This window comes from Streptomyces sp. NPDC088910, from assembly GCF_044749865.1.
In the GTDB taxonomy this organism is placed as follows: domain Bacteria; phylum Actinomycetota; class Actinomycetes; order Streptomycetales; family Streptomycetaceae; genus Actinacidiphila.
In genome coordinates this window covers 120,243-137,455 of the sequence record NZ_JBIVIV010000016.1, presented here as the reverse complement: position 1 = coordinate 137,455, position 17,213 = coordinate 120,243, and the positions used below count along the sequence as shown (strand labels likewise).

15 protein-coding genes are annotated in these 17,213 nt (G+C 73.2%); 8 read left to right on the top strand and 7 right to left on the bottom strand.

What is annotated here, in order from left to right; all coding sequences use genetic code 11:
* The first annotated feature begins 223 nt into the window (after nt 1-223).
* Entirely contained in the window at nt 224-1,474 is a 1,251-nt protein-coding gene (locus tag ACIP4Z_RS30950) for a nucleotide sugar dehydrogenase (RefSeq protein ID WP_401313598.1), read from the top strand.
* 24 nt (nt 1,475-1,498) lie between these two features.
* Here the strand turns inward: ACIP4Z_RS30950 and ACIP4Z_RS30945 are convergent, their stop codons facing one another.
* Both ACIP4Z_RS30945 and ACIP4Z_RS30940 read right to left on the bottom strand, forming a co-directional pair.
* Entirely contained in the window at nt 1,499-2,758 is a 1,260-nt protein-coding gene (locus tag ACIP4Z_RS30945) for a DegT/DnrJ/EryC1/StrS family aminotransferase (RefSeq protein ID WP_401313596.1), read from the bottom strand.
* The gene (locus ACIP4Z_RS30940; RefSeq protein ID WP_401313594.1) at nt 2,755-3,957 is read right to left on the bottom strand and encodes a DegT/DnrJ/EryC1/StrS family aminotransferase; all 1,203 of its coding nucleotides are present in this window, start codon (nt 3,955-3,957) and stop codon (nt 2,755-2,757) included. The genes ACIP4Z_RS30945 and ACIP4Z_RS30940 overlap by 4 nt, the downstream gene beginning before the upstream one ends.
* Nucleotides 3,958-4,403: 446 nt before the next feature.
* Between ACIP4Z_RS30940 and ACIP4Z_RS30935 the strand changes: the two genes are divergently transcribed.
* From ACIP4Z_RS30935 to ACIP4Z_RS30905, 7 genes are read left to right on the top strand one after another with little or no spacing between them, the layout of a single operon-like run.
* Nucleotides 4,404-5,450: a Gfo/Idh/MocA family oxidoreductase gene (locus ACIP4Z_RS30935; protein ID WP_391048446.1), complete on the top strand. Its 1,047-nt coding sequence runs from the start codon at nt 4,404-4,406 to the stop codon at nt 5,448-5,450.
* Nucleotides 5,440-6,387 carry a sugar phosphate isomerase/epimerase family protein gene (locus tag ACIP4Z_RS30930; RefSeq protein ID WP_401313592.1) on the top strand — a complete coding sequence of 316 codons (948 nt, stop codon included), beginning with the start codon at nt 5,440-5,442 and terminating at the stop codon, nt 6,385-6,387. Before ACIP4Z_RS30935 ends, ACIP4Z_RS30930 begins: the two co-directional genes overlap by 11 nt.
* Entirely contained in the window at nt 6,384-7,850 is a 1,467-nt protein-coding gene (locus ACIP4Z_RS30925; protein ID WP_401313590.1) for a M20/M25/M40 family metallo-hydrolase, read from the top strand. Before ACIP4Z_RS30930 ends, ACIP4Z_RS30925 begins: the two co-directional genes overlap by 4 nt.
* A complete protein-coding gene (locus tag ACIP4Z_RS30920; RefSeq protein WP_401313588.1) occupies nt 7,834-8,940 on the top strand; it encodes an Ldh family oxidoreductase in 1,107 nt (368 codons plus the stop codon). Before ACIP4Z_RS30925 ends, ACIP4Z_RS30920 begins: the two co-directional genes overlap by 17 nt.
* Entirely contained in the window at nt 8,937-9,875 is a 939-nt protein-coding gene (locus ACIP4Z_RS30915; protein WP_401313586.1) for a Gfo/Idh/MocA family protein, read from the top strand. The genes ACIP4Z_RS30920 and ACIP4Z_RS30915 overlap by 4 nt, the downstream gene beginning before the upstream one ends.
* A 26-nt stretch (nt 9,876-9,901) precedes the next feature.
* Nucleotides 9,902-10,378 (top strand): DUF6917 domain-containing protein, encoded by a 477-nt coding sequence (locus ACIP4Z_RS30910; RefSeq protein ID WP_401313584.1) that lies wholly within the window; start codon nt 9,902-9,904, stop codon nt 10,376-10,378.
* Nucleotides 10,379-10,389: 11 nt separating this feature from the next.
* Nucleotides 10,390-10,845: a carboxymuconolactone decarboxylase family protein gene (locus ACIP4Z_RS30905; protein ID WP_401313582.1), complete on the top strand. Its 456-nt coding sequence runs from the start codon at nt 10,390-10,392 to the stop codon at nt 10,843-10,845.
* A gap of 12 nt (nt 10,846-10,857) precedes the next feature.
* On the opposite strand, the gene ACIP4Z_RS30900 is transcribed toward ACIP4Z_RS30905, so the two are convergent.
* The 5 genes from ACIP4Z_RS30900 to ACIP4Z_RS30880 all read right to left on the bottom strand — a co-directional run bounded on the left by ACIP4Z_RS30900 (nt 10,858) and on the right by ACIP4Z_RS30880 (nt 17,019).
* Complete coding sequence (locus ACIP4Z_RS30900; RefSeq protein ID WP_355333319.1) at nt 10,858-11,625, bottom strand: methyltransferase domain-containing protein; 768 nt, start codon at nt 11,623-11,625, stop codon at nt 10,858-10,860.
* Nucleotides 11,626-11,720: 95 nt separating this feature from the next.
* On the bottom strand, nt 11,721-12,083 hold the full coding sequence (locus tag ACIP4Z_RS30895; RefSeq protein WP_188283832.1) for a DUF742 domain-containing protein: 363 nt from the start codon (nt 12,081-12,083) through the stop codon (nt 11,721-11,723).
* 49 nt (nt 12,084-12,132) lie between these two features.
* Nucleotides 12,133-12,555, bottom strand: a complete 423-nt coding sequence (locus ACIP4Z_RS30890) for a roadblock/LC7 domain-containing protein (protein WP_355333321.1) — start codon at nt 12,553-12,555, stop codon at nt 12,133-12,135.
* Between the two features lie 99 nt (nt 12,556-12,654).
* Entirely contained in the window at nt 12,655-15,387 is a 2,733-nt protein-coding gene (locus ACIP4Z_RS30885) for a nitrate- and nitrite sensing domain-containing protein (protein WP_401313579.1), read from the bottom strand.
* A 417-nt stretch (nt 15,388-15,804) separates the two neighbouring features.
* Nucleotides 15,805-17,019, bottom strand: a complete 1,215-nt coding sequence (locus ACIP4Z_RS30880; protein WP_401313577.1) for a transposase domain-containing protein — start codon at nt 17,017-17,019, stop codon at nt 15,805-15,807.
* Between the last annotated feature and the right edge of the window lie 194 nt (nt 17,020-17,213).

Below are 17,213 nucleotides of genomic sequence, written 5' to 3'. Positions count from 1 at the left end.
GCTGCTCGTCGGCGCCGGACGCGGGTCGTCACCGGCCGCTCCCGGCTCCCGCGAAGGCCGGACCAGCGCCGACAGGGTGAAGAATTCACCCTCATGACCGCCGCCCGGCCGCCACACGCACGGGCCGGGCGGGGACTGGTTCAAGATCGCGGTGAGCGGGCCCCGGGGCGCCTTCCCGGACCGCCCGTCGCGCAGCGCCCACCGTCCCCGGGGAGTCTCGGTCATGTCCTTCGATCTGCTGGTGGTGGGCCTGGGATACGTGGGTCTGCCCCTCGCCCGCGCCGCCGCCGACGCCGGGCTCGCGGTGGCCGGATACGACATCGCGCCGTCGACCGTCGCCGCGCTGCGCGGCGGGCGGTCCCCGGTCCGTGATGTCACCGACGCGGACGTGACCCGGATGCTCGCCGCCGGTTTCGCCGTCGACACCGACCCCGCGCCGCTCGCGCGGGCCCAGGCCGTCGCGATCTGCGTCCCCACCGGTCTGACCTCCGAAGGAGGCCCCGACCTCGGGCCGCTCACCGCCGCCTGTCGTACGGTCGCCGCGCATCTGCGGCCGGGAACGCTGGTCGTCGTCGAATCGACCTCGTTCCCCGGCACCACCGAGGAGTTGGCCAGACCGCTGCTGGAGGCGTCGGGGCTGGTCGCGGGGAGGGACTTCCACCTCGGCTACTCCCCCGAACGCGTCGATCCGGCCAACCAGTTCTTCGGCATCGGCAACACGCCCAAGGTGGTCTCCGGGGTGACGCAGGTGTGCGCCAAGCAGTGCGCGGCGCTGTACGAGCGTTTCGTGGACCGGGTGATCGTGGCCCGCGGCACGCGCGAGGCGGAGCTGGCGAAGCTGCTGGAGAACACCTACCGCAGCGTCAACATCGCCCTGGTCAACGAATTCGCCCGCTACTGCCACGATGTGGGCGCGGACGTGTGGGACGTGGTGGCGTGCGCGGCGACGAAGCCCTTCGGCTTCCAGTCGTTCCGCCCCGGCCCCGGCGTCGGCGGGCACTGCATCCCGGTCGACCCGGTCTACCTGCTGCAGGGCGCGCCCGCCGACGCGTTCCAGGTCGTACGGGCCGCCCTGCGCGCGAACCGCGTCATGCCCGGCCATGTCGTCGCGCGCGCCTCGCGGTTGCTCCAGGACCGCGGGGTGCCGCTGCCGGGCGCCCGCGTCGCGCTGCTCGGCGCCGCGTACAAGCCCGACACCGACGACCTGCGCGAGTCGCCCGCGCTCGAGGTGGCGAGCGGGCTGCTCGGCCTCGGCGCGCGGGTCGGCTGGCACGACCCGCACGCGGCGGACCTGCCGCTGGCGGACCCCCGGCTGCGGCGGTACGACGACGCGCTGTCGGCCGCGGCCGAGGCGGACCTGGTCGTCCTGCTCCAGGCCCACCGCGCCTACGACCTCGGCGCGATCACCAAGGCGGCCCGGCTGCTCTTCGACACGACGGGCCGGCTGTCAGGGGAGCGCGTCGTACGGCTCTAGCGCCTGTCCGGCGGACCGCGGGCGTCAGGGGGCCAGGGCGAACTCCCTGACGGCGTCGGCGATGTACTCCACCTGCGCGTCGCTCAGGTGCGGGTAGACGGGCAGGGAGAGGATCCGCTCGCCCGCGCGTTCCGCGGCGGGCCAGCTGTCGCCGGGGGCGGCGAAGCCGGAGAAGGCGGGCTGGCGGGGCAGCGGCAGCGGGTAGTAGACGTGCGAGTCGACACCGCGCTCGGCCAGGTGCGTCTTGAGCGCGTCGCGCCGGTCGCACTGGAGCGTGTAGACGTAATAGCAGCGGCCGTCGCGGCCGGGCGGCGGGGCGAGGACACCGCGCTCGGCGAGGTCGGCGAAGCGCTCGGTGTAGTGACCGGCGATCCGGGCGCGGCGCTCCAGACGGCCGGCCAGCCCCGGCAGGCGGTGGAGCTGGAAGGCGGCGAGCACCTCGTCGAACCGGCTGTTCCAGCCGATCCGGTGGTGGACGAAGCGGTGGACGCCGTCCTGCCCGTGGTTGCGCAGCATCCGTACCGTACGGCCCAGTTGCGCGTCGCGGGTGACGACCGCGCCGCCCTCCCCCGCCGTGCCGAAGGTCTTCACCTGGACGAAGGAGTAGACCCCCGCCTCGCCCGCCAGCCCCGCGGGAACCCCGCCCTGGACGCCGCCCTGCGCGACGGCGGAGTCCTCGACCAGCCGCAGCCCGCGGTCCCGCGCGAGCGCGGTCAGGCGCGGCATGTCCGCCATCACCGAGAACAGGTGAGCGGGCATCAGGGCCTTGGTGCGCGCGGTGATCCGGCGTTCCATGTCGTCGGGGTCGACCACCATGGTCCACGGGTCGATGTCGGCGAAGACCGGTGTCGCGCCGAGCGCCACGACCGAACCGGCCAGCGGCGCGCATCCGAAGGCCGGGACCACGACCTCGTCGCCCGCGCCGACGTCCATCGCGGCCAGTACCAGGGTCAGCGCGCTGGTGCCGCTGCCGCAGGCGACGACGTCGGCGGCGCCGAGCTGCTCGCGCAGGGCCTGCTCGAAGCGGGCCGTGTGCTCGCCGAGGATGAACTTCTGGGCCGGTCCGGTGCCGGTCTCGCGCACGACGCGCAGCAGGTGCTCGCGGTCGGCCTCGAAGAGGTCGGGGGGGAAGAACGGCAGCCGCGGGCGGTCGCCCCGGGCCGTCGCGGGCGCGGGGGGCGGGGGCACGGTGGTGGGCGTCGGAGGCCCGGGCGTGGTCGCGGGCACCGGCGTGGTCCCGGGCATCGGCGTGGTCGCGGGCGTCGGCGTGGTCGCGGGCGTCATGGGCGGGCTCCGGCTCCGGAGAAGAAGTCCTGGACCAGATCGCAGACCCGGTCCACGGCCTCGGTGGTCAGATCGGGGTAGAGCGGCAGCGCGAGGGTGCGCGCGCAGGCGGCCTCGGCCACGGGGAAGTCGCCCGGCTGGTGGCCGAGTTCGGCGAAGCAGGGCTGGAGGTGCAGCGGGCTCGGGTAGTACGTCTCGGTGCTCACGCCGTGCGCGGCCAGGTGCCCGGCCAGCTCGTCACGGCGCTCGGCCTCGATCAGATAGACGTAGAAGACCGGATCGGCCGTGCCGCCGCGGGCCACGACCGTCGGCAGCCGCAGGATGCCCGGCGTTCCGGCCAGCCGCCGGTTGTACGCGTCGGCGAGCGCTTCCCTGCGGGCGATGTCCGCGTCCAGCCGGGTGAGCTTCGCGAGCAGTACGGACGCCTGCACGTCGTCCATCTTGCTGTTGCAGCCCGGCAGCGAACTGCTGGTGTTGATGGTGGTGAAGTCCGCGATGGTGCGCCCGAACCGGCCGTGGTGGCGCAGCGCGTCCACGGTACGGGCGATCTCGTCGTCGTCGGTGAGCACCGCCCCCGCGTCCCCGATCGCGCCCAGGGTCTTGGTCGGGAAGAACGACAGCACCCCTCCGGCGCCGAACAGCCCCGCGTGGACGCCCTCGCGGCGCATGCCGATCGCCTCGGCGCTGTCCTCGACCACGGTGAGCCCGTGCCGCTCGGCCAGTTCGCCGAGCCGTTCCACGTCCGCGAGCTGGCAGAAGAGGTGGACCGGCATCAGGAAGCGGCAGCGCGGGGTGAGCACGCGCTCCACCGAGGCGGGGTCGAGGGCGTACGTGACCGGGTCGATGTCCGCGAACACCGGCCGCCCGCCCGCCAGGACGACCGAGGAGGCGGAGGCCACGAAGCTGAAGGCCGGGACGACGACCTCGTCCCCCGGCCGCAGACCGGCCGCGCGCAGCAGCAGGACCAGGGCGTCGGTGCCGCTGTTGACCCCGATGACGTGCCGGGCGCCGGTGTAGGCGGCGAGCGCCCGTTCCAGCTCCGCCACCTTGGTGCCGTGGGAGAACTTCCCGTCCTCGAACATCTCCGACAGGTGCCGCTCGATCCGCGGCCAGAGGGCGGAGAAGGACTCGGCCTGGGTAAAGAACGGCACGTCGGCGGGGGCCGGTTCGCGTGGGTCGACGGTGTGCTGGAGGTCCATCTCCGCCTCTCTGCTGCCCGCATACGCCGGGTACGCCGAATGCGCTGGTCCATCCGGACGCGGTCGTTCGTCCCGACACGGTTGCTCGTCCGGACGCTCTCGTTCATCCGGACTCTGTCGTTCGTCCGGACGCGGCGGTTCGCCCGGTCGTGTCGGACGAACCGGGCGTCCCGGACGCGCTGGAGGCCGACGCTATGCCAGGCCCTCGGCCGGACGGGGGTCGGCGACGCGGCCGACGGGGGGATTCACACAAAAGGGCGCTATCGGCGCGTTTGTTTGACTTCGCCCGGTTCGGGCGAGCAGGCTGACCGACGTCGTCGCGCCCTGCCCTCTTTTTTCCGCAACTCCCCCCGGCGCCCGGCGCTTTCCCCCCGCTGTCCCGTACCGCCCTGTTCCGCTTCGTTTCCCCCGCCCCCACCGAAGTCGACGGAAGGCTGACGCAGGAGATGCCACTGCGCACGATGGTCCTCGGCCTCGGCCGCGCGGGGGCGGGTCTCCACCTGCCGGTCCTCGCCAAGGCGCGGGACCTGCGGCCCCGGCTCTTCGCTCCGGAGCCGGTGATCGCCTTCGACCGCGACCCGGCCGAACGGGCCCGGGCGGCGGGCGACACCAGTCTGAGCGTCGTGGACTCGCTCGCGCGGGCGCGGGAGTCGCTGGACCCGGAGCGCACGGTCGTGCACATCTGCACCCCGCCGCTCGCCCGCGCCGAGGTCGTGGCCGAACTGCTCCGACTCGGCTTCCGCAGGCTGCTGTTGGAGAAGCCGCTCGCGGCGGGGCCGCGCGATCTCGCGCGGCTGGTGGAGCTGGTGGGGCGGCCCGGCGTCCAAGCCACCGTCGTGGCACCCTGGTTGGCGAGCACGCTCACCGACCGGCTGATCGCCCTCGTGGAGGAGCGGCCCGGTCTCGGCGCGCTGCGGCAGATCTCGGTCGTGCAGGACAAGCCGCGCTTCCAGCGCACGCTCGCCACCTCGGGGCACCCCACGGCGTTCGACATCGAGATCCCGCACGCGCTCGGCGTCCTGCTGCGGCTGGCCGGGGACGCCGAGGTGGTCGGCGCCTCGTGCACCGACCTGGACGTGGACGGACGGCGGCTGCCCCGGCTCGGCGGCGCCGAGGTGCGCCTGGCCCACCGCGACGGCGTGCTCGCCGACATCCGCTCCGACCTCACCTCCCCGGTGCGCGAGCGCCGGATCACGCTCGGATTCGACGGCGGCACCGCCGTCGGCCACTACCCGGCCGACGCCGGCGACCACTACGCCCAACTGCGCCTGACCACACCGGAATGCCCGGCCGGGGACCGCGAGGTGTTCCGCGACGACGCCCTGACCGCGTTCATGCTCCGCGCCTACGCCGACTTCGCCGGGGACGACGGCCCCTGCCCCACGGACTTCGCGCGGCAGGCGCGCGTGGTCGGCCTGCTCACCGACGCCAAGAATCTGGCGGCCCCGCCCGACGCCTCGGGCCCACGAAGGGAGTTGGCCGGTGCCCGCTGAACAGCAGACCGCCGTACGGGCGGACGAGCCGTTGCGCCTCACCGGGATCGGCGACGAGGCCGCGCTCGGCGTGGAGGGCCAGATCGCGGCCGTCAGCGCCTTGGGCTGGCGGTCGGTCGAGCTGCGGACCGTGGACGGCACGCCGGTCGCCGACCTGTCCCCTACCGCCTTCGACCGGGTCGCGGGGACGCTCGCGGACGCCGGGGTGTCGGTCGCCGCGGTGGACGCGAGGATCGGCGGCTGGGCCCGCCCGGTGACCGGTGACTTCGCCGCCGACCTGGCCGAACTCGCGGTCCTGGAACAGCGATGCGCCCGGCTCGGCACCCGCTTCGTCCGCGTGATGTCCTTCCCGAACGACGGGCTCGACGCCGACGCCTGGGAGCGTGAGGCGCTGCGCCGCGTCCGCGAACTCGCCCACCGCGCCGCCGAGTCGGGCCTGACACTTCTGCACGAGAACTGCTCCGGCTGGGCGGGCGCCGACGCGACCCGTACGGTCCGCCTCCTGGAGACCGCGGGCCCGGGGCTCGCCCTGCTCTTCGACACCGGCAACGGCCCCGCGTACGGCTACGACGGCCACCGGCTGCTGACCGAACTGCTGCCGTACGCCGACCGAATCCTGCACGTCCACGTCAAGGACGCCGTCATCGCCCCCGCCGGCCGCCCCGCCTACTGCGAGCCGGGCACCGGCGACCTGCGGATCGCCGACTGTCTGCGCGCCCTGCTGGCCCACGGCTACCGGGGCGCGCTGTCGATCGAACCGCACATCGCCGTACGGCCGCACGAGGACCACCGCGATCCGGAGGAGCGGTGCCACGCCGCCTTCGTCAGGAGCGGGGTGGCGCTGCGGAATCTGCTGGACGCGTGCGCGCGGGTGCCCGGCGGCACCATCGCGCACACCCCGCCGGACGGGGCGGCGTTGCGGGAGCCCGTTCAGTGAGCCCGCTCAGCCCCGCCGACCGCACCCTGCTGCTCGACCTGCTCGCCCTGCCGACGGCCGGCCCGCTCGAGTGCGGCCCCGACGCGCCCGCACCCGCGCTGTGGGAGGCGCAGCGCCGTTACGCGGGGGCCGCCGCCGAACTCGGTTTCACCGTCCTGCACCACGCGGCCCCGCCGCCCGCCTGCGTCGACCGCGACGACGTACCGCTCCTGGTACGTCAAGCCGCCGCCGAGCGGCCGGAGTTCCTGGCCTGCCAGCCCAGCCTGGTGCTCGCCCTCGGCCCGGCCGGGGCACCGCGCGAGCGTACGGTGATGTTCAACGTCCACCTCGACACCGTCGCGGGCCTCGAACCGGTCTCGTTCGACGGTGACCGCTTCCACGGCAGGGGCGCGATCGACGCGAAGGGCCCGGCCGTCGCGCTGCTGGCCGGACTGCGGCGCGCCCTGCGGGAGCGGCCCGAACTCCCCCGCGACACCCGGATTCTGGTGCAGGCCGTCTCCGGCGAGGAGGGCGGCGCGCTCGGCGCCTTCGGCACCCGTCCGCTCGTGGACGCCGGGCACCACGGGCGGCTCAACGTCTTCTGCGAACCCACCGGCGGCCGGGCCCTGACCCGCAGCACCGCGGCCATGACCGCGCGGCTGAGCGTCCGCGGCCGTGACGCGATCGACGACCGGCCCGAGGCGGGGCACAACGCCACCGTCCTGCTCGGCCATCTCGCCCAGCACCTCGCCGCCGCGCTCGACCCGCGACTCGACCCGGCCGACGGGCAGGTGTGCGTGGCGGGCCTGCGCACCGGCGACCTGCACAACCGCGTCTACGGCAGCGGCGACCTGCTGCTCAACCTCTCCTACGGCTCGGCCGCCACCGGACGGCGGCTGGAGCGGCTGCTGGGCGACGCCGTCGCCGAGGGGCTGGAGTCCTTCTGCGCCGCCTTCCGGCACAGCCGGCGGTTCGCCCGCACCGCGGCCGACGCGGCGGACATCCTGCGGCTGGACTGGCTCAAGCGCGGCCTGCCCGCGCTCGACGGCGACCCGTCGTGGCTCGGTCCGCTGCTCGACCGCGCCGAGGTGCCGCGGTGGCCCGCCGCCGAACCCGCCTTCACCTGCGACGCGATCTGGATGTCCGGCGTGCCCGACGCCCACACCGTGGTCCTGGGCCCCGGCAGCCTGGACGCCAACCGCGCCCACGCCGCGGGTGAGTTCGCCGATCTCGCCGACCTGGACGCCTTCGCGGCCACGGTCCCGCGCCTCCTGGCCGCCTTCGACGCGGCCGTGTCGCCTGCCGTGCCCGCGCCCGCCGTACCGCTCGCGCCGTCCGCGCCGCCGTCACTTCCCGCGCCGTCCACGCCACTTGCGCCGTCCACGCCCGTCAGCAGGAGGAACGAGCCCCATGCCGTTGTCGAGCCCGCCGCAGTCGACCCTTCCGGCGCGGGCGCCGGACAGTACCGTGCGCCTCGCGTATGAGGAGTTGCTGACCTTCGTCACCGGCGTCTTCACGCGGTGCGGTCTCGCCGGGGAGCGGGCGGCCACGGCGGCCGAGGCGCTGTGTTACGGCGATCTGGCCGGGATGAGCTCCCATGGCGTGACGAATCTGACCCGGCTGTATCTGCCGCTGTTCGAGGAGCGCCGCGCCGACCCGGCGGCCGAGCCGGACCGTACCGTGGATCTCGGCGCCGCGGTCCGCCTGGACGCCCGGCGCGCGCTCGGCCTGTGGGCCGCGGCCGACGCGATGGACCTGGCCGTCGAGCGCGCGGAGCGCTTCGGCGTCGGCCTGGTCAGCGTCCACAACGCCACCCATCTGGGCTGCGCCGGGTACCACGCGGCGCGCGCGGCGCACCGCGGCATGGTCGGCCTGGTGGCCTCCAACTGCGGCCGTCAGCGCATCGCCCGCCCGCCGGGCGGCCGGGTCACGATGCTCGGCACGAACCCGCTCGCCGTCGCGGCCCCCGCCGGGCCGCGCCACCCGTTCGTGCTCGACATGAGCACCACCGTCGTCCCCACCGGACGCGTGCGCGCCGCCGCCCGCGCGGGCCGGGCGGTGCCCGAGGGCTGGCTGACCGACGAGGCCGGGCTTCCGGTCACCGACCCGGCGGCCTTCGACCGCGGCCAGGCGTACCTCGGCTGGCTCGGCGGCGCACCGGAGACCGGCGCGTACAAGGGCTACGGACTCGGGCTCGCGGTGGAGGTGCTGGCCGGTCTGGTCAGCGGCTCCGGCCTGGGCCCGGCCCCCGAGGCGCTGGACGGGGACGGGCGCCCCTCGGGCCGCGACGACGACATCGGCACTCTGGTCGCCGCCATCGCCCCCGCCATGCTCCGCCCGCGGGAGGACGTCGCCTCGGACGCCGACTCGCTGTTCGGCAGCCTGCTCGCCTGCCCGCCGGTCGACCCGGCCTCCCCCGTCCGCTACCCCGGCTGGACCGAGGGCGCGACGGCCGACGCCCACCGTGCGGACGGTGTACCGGTCACCGCCGGGCAGTACCGCGAACTCGGCGATGTGGCAGGGCGGTTCGGCCTGACCGCGCCCGCCCCGCTGGACGGGGGCCTTCGCCGATGACCCGGCACTCGATCGCCGTCGTCGGCCTGGGCGTCATCTCCCGCTTCTACCTGGCCGCCCTCGACGCCTCCCCGGCGGCCCGCCTCGCCGCCGTCTGCGACCGCGACCCGGCCGCACTCGCCGCCAGGGGCGGACAGGACGCGTCCGGGGCCGTACCCGCCTACCGCGACCACCGCGAACTCCTCGCCGCCGGGCCGCCGCTCGACGGCGTGGTGATCACCGTCCCGAACGACGCCCACGCGGCGCTCTGCGCCGACTTCCTGCGCGCGGGCGTACCGGTGTGCGTGGAGAAGCCACTGGCTCTCACCGGCGCGGAGGGCGCCGAACTGACCGCGCTCGCGCAGGCGTCCGGGGTGCCGCTGTTCACCGCCTTCCACCGGCGCTACAACGCGGCGGTCGGGGCGCTGGCCGCCGGGCTGCCGCGGGACGTGCCGGTCGAGCGGGTCACGGTCCGGTACCTCGAGCGGATCGAGGAGCACATCGGGCGGGACCGCTGGTATCTGGACCCGGCCCGGTGCGGTGGCGGCTGCGTCGCCGACAACGGGCCCAACGCGTTCGACCTGGTACGGCTGTTGCTGGGCGAGGTGACCGTCGAGACCGCCCGGATCGGCTACGACGGGACGGGGCTCGACCGCAGCGCGACGATCGGGCTGCGCTCCGTCTCCGGCGCCGCGCGTGCCACGGTCGAGCTGGACTGGTCGTATCCGGGCGAGTTGAAGGACGTGACGGTCACGCTGGCCGACGGGTCCGTGCACCACGCCGACATGCTGGCCGGGCACCAGGGCTTCAAGTCCTCGCTCCGGCACGAGTACGCGGCGATCCTCGCGGACTTCACCGCCCGGCTCCGCGGTCCCTACCGCGCCGACCACGGCGGTACGGCGGCCCTGGAGCTGGTCGAGGCCGCGTACCGGCGTACGGAGGTGACGGCGTGCTGACCCCGCCCGCCGTTCAAGAACCCGCCGTGCAAGAGCCGACCGCTCAAGAACCCACCGCTCAAGAGCCGACCCCCGAAAGGGCTGCCGCCCCGCGCGAGGACGGGCTCAAGCGCACCGTCCACGGCTGTCTGGTCAAGGTCCTGATCCACCGCCGCGACGACCGCGGCATGGCCCTGGAACCCCACGCCAGCCGCTGCGTGCGCGCGGGCGAGGTCCATGAGCTGGTCACCACCGACCACACCGACAGCGCGCCGGGGGCGCGGATCGACCGCGTGGGCTTCCTCGGCTTCGTCGAACTGGACCGCGGCGGCGTCATCGACCGCGGCGACACCGTCCGTATCGGCGGACACACCGTCGGCACGGTCTTCGGCTTTGACGCCTGCCACTTCCCCAACCACTACAACATCCTCATCCACGCCGACGCCCCGGTGACCGGCGCCGACCTGGAACTCACCCCCGAGACACCGGTCAGCTTCGAACAGACCCCGCCCCCACACCCCTGAGAGCCACGCCCATGCCGCAGGTCAACCCCACCGCCGCCGCCCCCGACGCCCTCCAGGCGCTCACCGAGCTGACCCGGGTCTCCGCCGAGGGCCTGGCTCCCGAGATCGCCGAACTGGTCCGCCTGCACGTCTCACAGATGAACGGCTGCGCCTACTGCACCGCCCTGCACCACGACGCCGCCCTCGCGGCGGGCCACCCTCCGCTCAAGCTCGCCGCTCTCCCCCAGTGGCCCGACTCCCCCGACTTCACGCCCGCAGAGCGCGCCGCCCTCGACCTGGCGCGGCACCTCACCCGCCCCGCCGACGGCGCCGTCCCGGCCGCCGTCCACGCCGAGGTCACCACCCTCCTCGGCCCCGAAGCCACAGCCCGCCTGATCTGGACCGTCGCGGCGACCAACGCCTGGAACCGGATCGGCATCGCCACCGCGACCCGGACGGCGGAGACCGAGGAACCCCGCGCGAACTGACCGCCCGCCGGATCAGGAGGCGGTCAGGCGGGTGCGCCAGCCGTGGCAGATCATGGGCATCACGACCAGGCCGTCCCGCATCTCGGCCGTCTCGCGGACCTTCGCCCCGATCAGGTCCGCGAGTTCGCGCTTCTGGCCGTCCGGCAGGGCGATGTACCTGCTGTAGGTGGCGAACATCGCGACGACCTCCTCGACGGTCAACTCGGCCGTCCAGGTGACGACATGAGCCTGCGGCGGCGCGAAGGGGACACCGTCGGGGAGCCACGGTCCGTCGGACATGCGCTGGATCAGGTCGCCGATCCAGTCGTCGTTGCCCATCTCGTCGTGGACGTAGGCGTCCAGCACGTCCACCCAGGGCACCCGCCGGTCGCGGCGGGTGTAGAGGATGCCGAGCGAGCCGCCCGGGGTGAGCACCCGGGCGATCTCGGGGAGCGTGAGGGCCGGGTCCATCCAGTGCCACGCCGAGGACACCGTGACCGCGGCGACCCGCGCGTCCGGCAGCGGAATGCGCTCGCCGAACCCGTGGAGCACCGTCGCCCGCGGGCAGACGCCGGTCAGCACCCGCCGCATGCGCGCGTCGGGTTCGACCGCCACGACGTCCTCGACCCGTTCGGCGAGCCACCGGGTCAGCAGCCCGGTCCCGGCGCCCAGGTCGAGCACCGAGGGGCAGTCCGCGGGCAGCAGCCAGTCGAGCATCCGGGCCGAGGGACCCACCCGGTAGCGGTCGTAGTCCCGTGCCGCGGCCCCGAAGGACAGGGCGAGGCTGGACAGTTCGGGCACGGCACTCCGTAGGTCGTCGGGCGCGGCCGTCGTACGGCCGGGAACAGGGCAGGACCGGCGCGGGACCGGACCTCGGGTACCGCGACCGCGCGGCCTCAGAGGCCGCGCAGCCCGGTGAGCACCCGCTCCAGCAGCGTGACGTCCGGCCGGCCCTCGGCGTACGTGGGCTGCTGGACGATGACGAAGCCGCTCTCGGCGAGGTCGCCCACCAGGACGCGGGTCACGCCGAGCGGGATGTTCATCAGCGCGGAGATCTCGGCCACCGATGTGAGGTTCATGCACAGCCGGCAGATCGCCTGCTGCTCGGGGAAGAACCGCACACCGCTCTCCCAGGCGAGAGCGGTCGTACCGACCAGGGCCTCCAGCGCGAAGTCGGTCCGCGCCGTCGTCCGGCCGCGGGTGACGGCGTACGGACGGACGAACGGCGAGTTGCGCCTTCGGTCTCGGTCTCCACTCACGAACGCACATCCTTCCGGGTGTGATTCGGACGGCCCATCGCGCCGGCCCTCAGCCGGCCAGCGCGTTCTGCAGTTCCCTGCGCACGTCGGGCGTGAGGACGTCGCCGGTCCGCTCGACCAGCAACGCCATCTCGTAACCGACGACCTTCATGTCGCAGGTCGGCGAGGCCAGCACCACCAGCACGGAGCCGTCGCTGACCGACATCAGGAAGAGGAATCCGTTCTCCATGTCGACGACGGTCTGCGTGACCACCCCGGCCTCGAAGAGCAGGGCCGCGCCCTGCGTCAGACTCGCCAGGCCCGAGGCCATCGCGGCGAGTTGCTCGCCGCGGTCCCTGGGCAGGGACGCGGAGGCCAGGAGCTGAACGCCGTCCGAGGAGATCACGACCGCGTGCGCGACTCCCGGCACCTGCTTCACGAAGTTGGCGATGAGCCAGTTCAGGTTCTGTGCTTCGTTGCTCAGATCGCTCATGGGTGTAGCTGCTTCCTATGCTGCCGAGGACGTCGTCCGACGGCGCTACGGACAGGGGAAACACGGGAAACACGGAGGTCGTGGGAGCTGTGAGTCCGCTCATAGCGGACCCGATCCGCCCGGCGTCCGGCCGGGCCCCTCGCGGTCGGACCCATCCTTACCCTGTCTGACCCCTTGGTGGAAGTTCGACAGCCGATCCCTCATCAGGTTCGCCGCGCGCGGGGCGGTGGGCGCCGCGTTCGGCTGCGGCACCGGGCCGCGCGGGCGCGCCTCGGCCGAGAGGTTGTTCAGGGGCACCCGCCGGGGCAGACCCTGGGCGGTCGTGCCTCCGGTCGCCTGGCCGCCCGTGTCCTCGGGGCCCGGCCGGGCCCACGAGGGTGAGGTGTGACCGGGGTTGCCCGGCGGCTGGGCCGGCGGGCGGGGTTGCGCCTGCGGCCGGAGCTGCGCCTGGGGTTGCGCCTGCGGCCGGAGCTGCGGACGCTGGGCCGGCGGCTGGACCCGCTGGTGGGGCAGCGCCTGCGGCTGCGGCGGGACCTGCGGACGTACGTGCCCCTGCGGGGGCCGCGCCTGCTGCGGTCCCTGCCCGGCCGGCCACTGCGACCTCATCGCGTCGAAGATCGGTAACCGGTCGGACCCGTGCCCTTCCAGGCGTGCGACCGCCTCGGCCTCCTCCTCTTCCGAGGCGAACCACGAGAAGTCGCCGTCGGGGCCGCCGCCCTCCTCCTGGTCGTGGAACCACGGGAAGCCGCCGTCGGGCTGACCGGAGTGGCGGCCCGCCGGAACGTCGTCGTACGACCGGCCGCGCGAGGGCGTGCCCGCGGGCCCGTAGGGGCCGTCGAAGCGCGGGTCGCCCGCCTGTCCGGCCGCGACCCCGCCGCCCGGCAGCCCGGCCATCTCGCCGGTGTCGTACGGTCCGGGCCGCAGCGCCGACTGGTCGAAGACCTGCGGGCCGTCCACCTCCAACTCGCTCGCGGACACCAGCAAAGTCAGTGGGATCCGGATGAGCGCGTTCAGGCCGGTCCTGCCCGTACTGGTCAGCCGCACCTGGATGCCGTACTTGGCCGCCAGCCGGCCGACCACGAACAGGCCCATGCGGCGGGAAATCGCGACATCGAGGACCGGGGGCTCGGCGAGCCGCCGGTTGATCCGCTCCAGCTCCTCGGGCCGGATGCCGATGCCCGCGTCCGCGATGTCCAGGACCACATCGCCCGCGGTGAGCATCTTGGCGCCCACCAGCACCTGGGTCTCGGGGCCGGAGAACGTCGTGGCGTTCTCGATGATCTCGGCCATCAGGTGGACGACGTCGGTGGCGGCATGTCCGACCACCGCCACGTCGGGCAGTTCGTAGAGCACCACGCGCTCGTACTGCTCGACCTCGGCGGTCGCGGCGCGGACCAGGTCGAACAGCGACACCGGCTGGTCCCAGCGGCGGCTCTGCTCCTCGCCCGCGAGCACCAGCAGGTTCTCGTTGTTGCGGCGCATGCGGGTGGCGAGGTGGTCGAGCTGGAACAGGGCGGTGAGCTGACCGGGGTCCTGCTCGCTGTTCTCCAGGTCGTCGATGAGCTGGAGTTGGCGCAGCACCAGGCTCTCACTGCGCCGCGAGAGGTTGGTGAAGATCGCGTTGACGTTGGAGCGCATCCGCGCCTGCTCGGTGGCGAGCCGGACCGCCTCGAAGTGCACGCGGTCGAAGGCGCGCGCGACCTGGCCGACCTCGTCCTGCGACTGCACCTCGATCGGCTCGACCCGTACCGGCCGGTCCGTCTCCGAGGGGTTCACGTCGCGCAGTCGGCGGACCGCGCCCGGCAGCCGGTTGTCGGCCACGTCCAGTGCGGACACCCGCAGTTGGCGCAGCGGCCGGACCACGGACCTGGCCAGGATCAGCGCGCCGAGGAAGGACAGCGCGACCACGGCGACGATGATGGCGATGTTCTGGTAGAGCTGGGTGCGCACGGCCGACAGCAGGTGCGAGGACCGGTCGTTGAGGTCCGCCACGGTCTGCCGTTCGACGGTGCGTACGGCGTCGAGCTTGTCGGTGATCTGCTGGAACGCGGTGGCCTTGGTGATGCCGAGGCTGTCGAGCGGGATGTCCTCCTGCGCGGCGGTGGCGACCACCTGGATGGTGCCGTCGGCCGCGCCGACTTTGTCGCCGCTGACCGTCGACTGGTACAGGTTGAGCAGCGAGGTCGACGCGTTGTTCGTGAAGGTACCGTTGGCGGTCTCGAAGTGCGCCTGCTCGATGTTCTCCTTGAGCTCCAGTGTGAAGCCGCGGTCGAGCGCGTCGACGATGAAGCCGCGTTCGCTCGACGTCTGCTGCTCGATCTGCTCGATCGAGGCGAGCGTGGTGACCAGGCTGCCGAGCGTGTGGTCGGAGCCGACCGCCGCGAGCTGCTGGCTGAAGTCCAGCAGATTGCCGATGATCGTGCTGTAGGCGCTGAAGGTCGGCGTGTTGGCGCCGTGGGCGAGGCCCTTGGTCGAGGCGCGCAGCGGGGTCAGGTCACCGAGCCGGGCCTCGGCGCGCACGCCGATCAGGCGTACGGCGGCGGGCAGCGCGTCGACGCTGCTCCGGTGTTCGTCCAGGCTCTGGCCGAACGCCTTCACCTGCGCGTTGGTGGCCTGTTGCGCCGCCGCGAGCTTGTCGTCCTTGGCGGTACCCGACCCGGTGAGTGCCAACTGGGTGAGGTCGCGTTCGTCGTCGAGCGCGCTGACCAGCGTGGACACCTGCCGGGCGAGTTGCGCCTGCCCTTGGATATGGGCCGCGCTCCGGAGGTTGCCGACCGCGGAGAACACGCGCACGCCCGCCAGCGGAATGATCGCGATCAGCGGGACAAGCACAAGGAGCAGCATGCGATTGCGCAGCCGCCAGTCACCGAGCTTGCGTTTGGTCCAGAGCCTGGAGCCGAGCCCGGTGAGGGGGGAGATCCATTTCGGTGCGGGCGCGCGACCCCGTCTCCGCGCGCTCGTCATGCCGTCGCCGCATCGTGCTGTGTCAAGCGGTCCCCGCATGTCAACGGATTGCCGGCTCCGTGAGACCGCTGGTCTTCCATTCACTAACCCTTAACCCTCATAACGCCGCCGCATGGCGCGGCGACGCTTGATTATCCGGTTCACCGCGATGAGACGTTCGGCTCCGACCGCATACCACTGCGTACCAGGTCGGAGGCTCTTTGTGTCTGTTCACTTCCACGCCCTCTGCGGGAACTTTATTGCAGCACACGCGTGCCCGCAGGAGCAAAGGGTTGCGCTACTGACTTAACGCGGCCTCACCGCCGCCCACTCCCCCAGTCCAGTGGTCGGATCGGTCGAAATCGGACCCACCGAAAGCGGCGGCGATACGAGGTGTCCGACGGCATGATAGGTGCACAGGAGGGCATATATTTCCTGCTGCACGAGTTCAGGGCTTTTCGACCGTAATAGCACCCGTGGCCCGGTGATCTGCTCGACGAAGTGGGCGACCCCGTCGCCGCTCGCGACGGCCGCCTGTTCGTACCGGGCCCTGATCTCGTCGGCCGGCACCGTGCTGTCGAGTACCGAGGTGACCAGCAGCGGAGCGCCCAGCACCGGTCCCGCAGCAGCGGCTCGCGCGGCCGTGCGGTCGCCGCACGGCACCACCCGGACCGCGGTCCCCGGCCCCGGACCTTCGCCGGGACCGGCGTCCGCCGCCAGTTCCGACAGGTAGGAGCCGTCGGGGAGTTCGCGCATCACCGGCAGTGAGTACGGGGCGGGTCCGAGGCCGCCGGAGCGCCAGATCTGGTCGGCGCCGGTCTCGGCCAGCGCCGACCACAGCGCGACCGGGATCAGTTCCTCGTCGCCGACCACCAGCGCCCGCTTGTCGAGAAGGTCTTCCGGCCACTGCGCGAGCAGGCCCTCGGCGCCTTCCTCGGCCCGGGGCGTGATGGCCGCGACCGCCGAGACGCGCAGTCGGCAGTCGGTGAGCGAGGACACCCACACGTCGAGCGAGCGGTGCTTGTCCAACCGGGGCGTCGTGGTGTCGGGGGAGCCGTAACCGGCCCTGTTCGCGGGGGTGTCCGGCACTTCCATCGCGACGCTCTCGTAGACGAAGACCCGCTCGCCGTCCAGCCGGGTCCCGTGGCCCGCGGCGTCGGCGAGGTGGCCGCAGAGCGCCTTGAGGGGTTCGACGCCGAGCCGCATGCGGGCCCGCGCGATGGCGGCCGCGCTGGCCACGTCGCCCGATCCGCCGACGCCTGCGCCCGGGAACATCTCGGGCAGACCGCCGGTGAGTTTGGCGAGCACCTCCTCATAAGAGGAGGCCCCGAAGAGCCACATCGCCAGAACGAAATACATCATGAGCTGTGCGGGCAGGAGACGCCTGCGGCGCTCTCGGCGCTCGGTTTTGTCCACGAGCCGGTCCATCACATCCGGCCGGAAAGTCTCCACGAGCATGCGCAGTGCGAGCCGGTCGGGAAGATGCGTTTCAGGCGATATGTCGAGATGGCGAAACGTCATTCGCCAGAAGCTACCCCTGGAGAACCCTCCGCGTCTAACCCACTATGGATAGTCGGGAGAAAGAGGCACTAGACGGAATTTCTCCGGACAACGACGTCGACGGAGAGTGAGGTCAGCGGCCTCCGGACGCTTAAGTCAATGCACCCTTGTTCGACGAGGTTGGTGTCTGCCCGTCGGTTCTGGCAGCCTCACTC

Excerpts from the sequence above, each read along its gene's own strand:
- ACIP4Z_RS30950 (WP_401313598.1), top strand. The coding sequence starts at position 224 with ATGTCCTTCGATCTGCTGGTGGTGGGCCTGGGATACGTGGGTCTGCCC.
- ACIP4Z_RS30945 (WP_401313596.1), bottom strand. The coding sequence starts at position 2,758 with ATGACGCCCGCGACCACGCCGACGCCCGCGACCACGCCGATGCCCGGG.
- ACIP4Z_RS30940 (WP_401313594.1), bottom strand. The coding sequence starts at position 3,957 with ATGGACCTCCAGCACACCGTCGACCCACGCGAACCGGCCCCCGCCGAC.
- ACIP4Z_RS30935 (WP_391048446.1), top strand. The coding sequence starts at position 4,404 with ATGCCACTGCGCACGATGGTCCTCGGCCTCGGCCGCGCGGGGGCGGGT.
- ACIP4Z_RS30915 (WP_401313586.1), top strand. The coding sequence starts at position 8,937 with ATGACCCGGCACTCGATCGCCGTCGTCGGCCTGGGCGTCATCTCCCGC.
- ACIP4Z_RS30905 (WP_401313582.1), top strand. The coding sequence starts at position 10,390 with ATGCCGCAGGTCAACCCCACCGCCGCCGCCCCCGACGCCCTCCAGGCG.
- ACIP4Z_RS30890 (WP_355333321.1), bottom strand. The coding sequence starts at position 12,555 with ATGAGCGATCTGAGCAACGAAGCACAGAACCTGAACTGGCTCATCGCC.
- ACIP4Z_RS30880 (WP_401313577.1), bottom strand. The coding sequence starts at position 17,019 with ATGACGTTTCGCCATCTCGACATATCGCCTGAAACGCATCTTCCCGAC.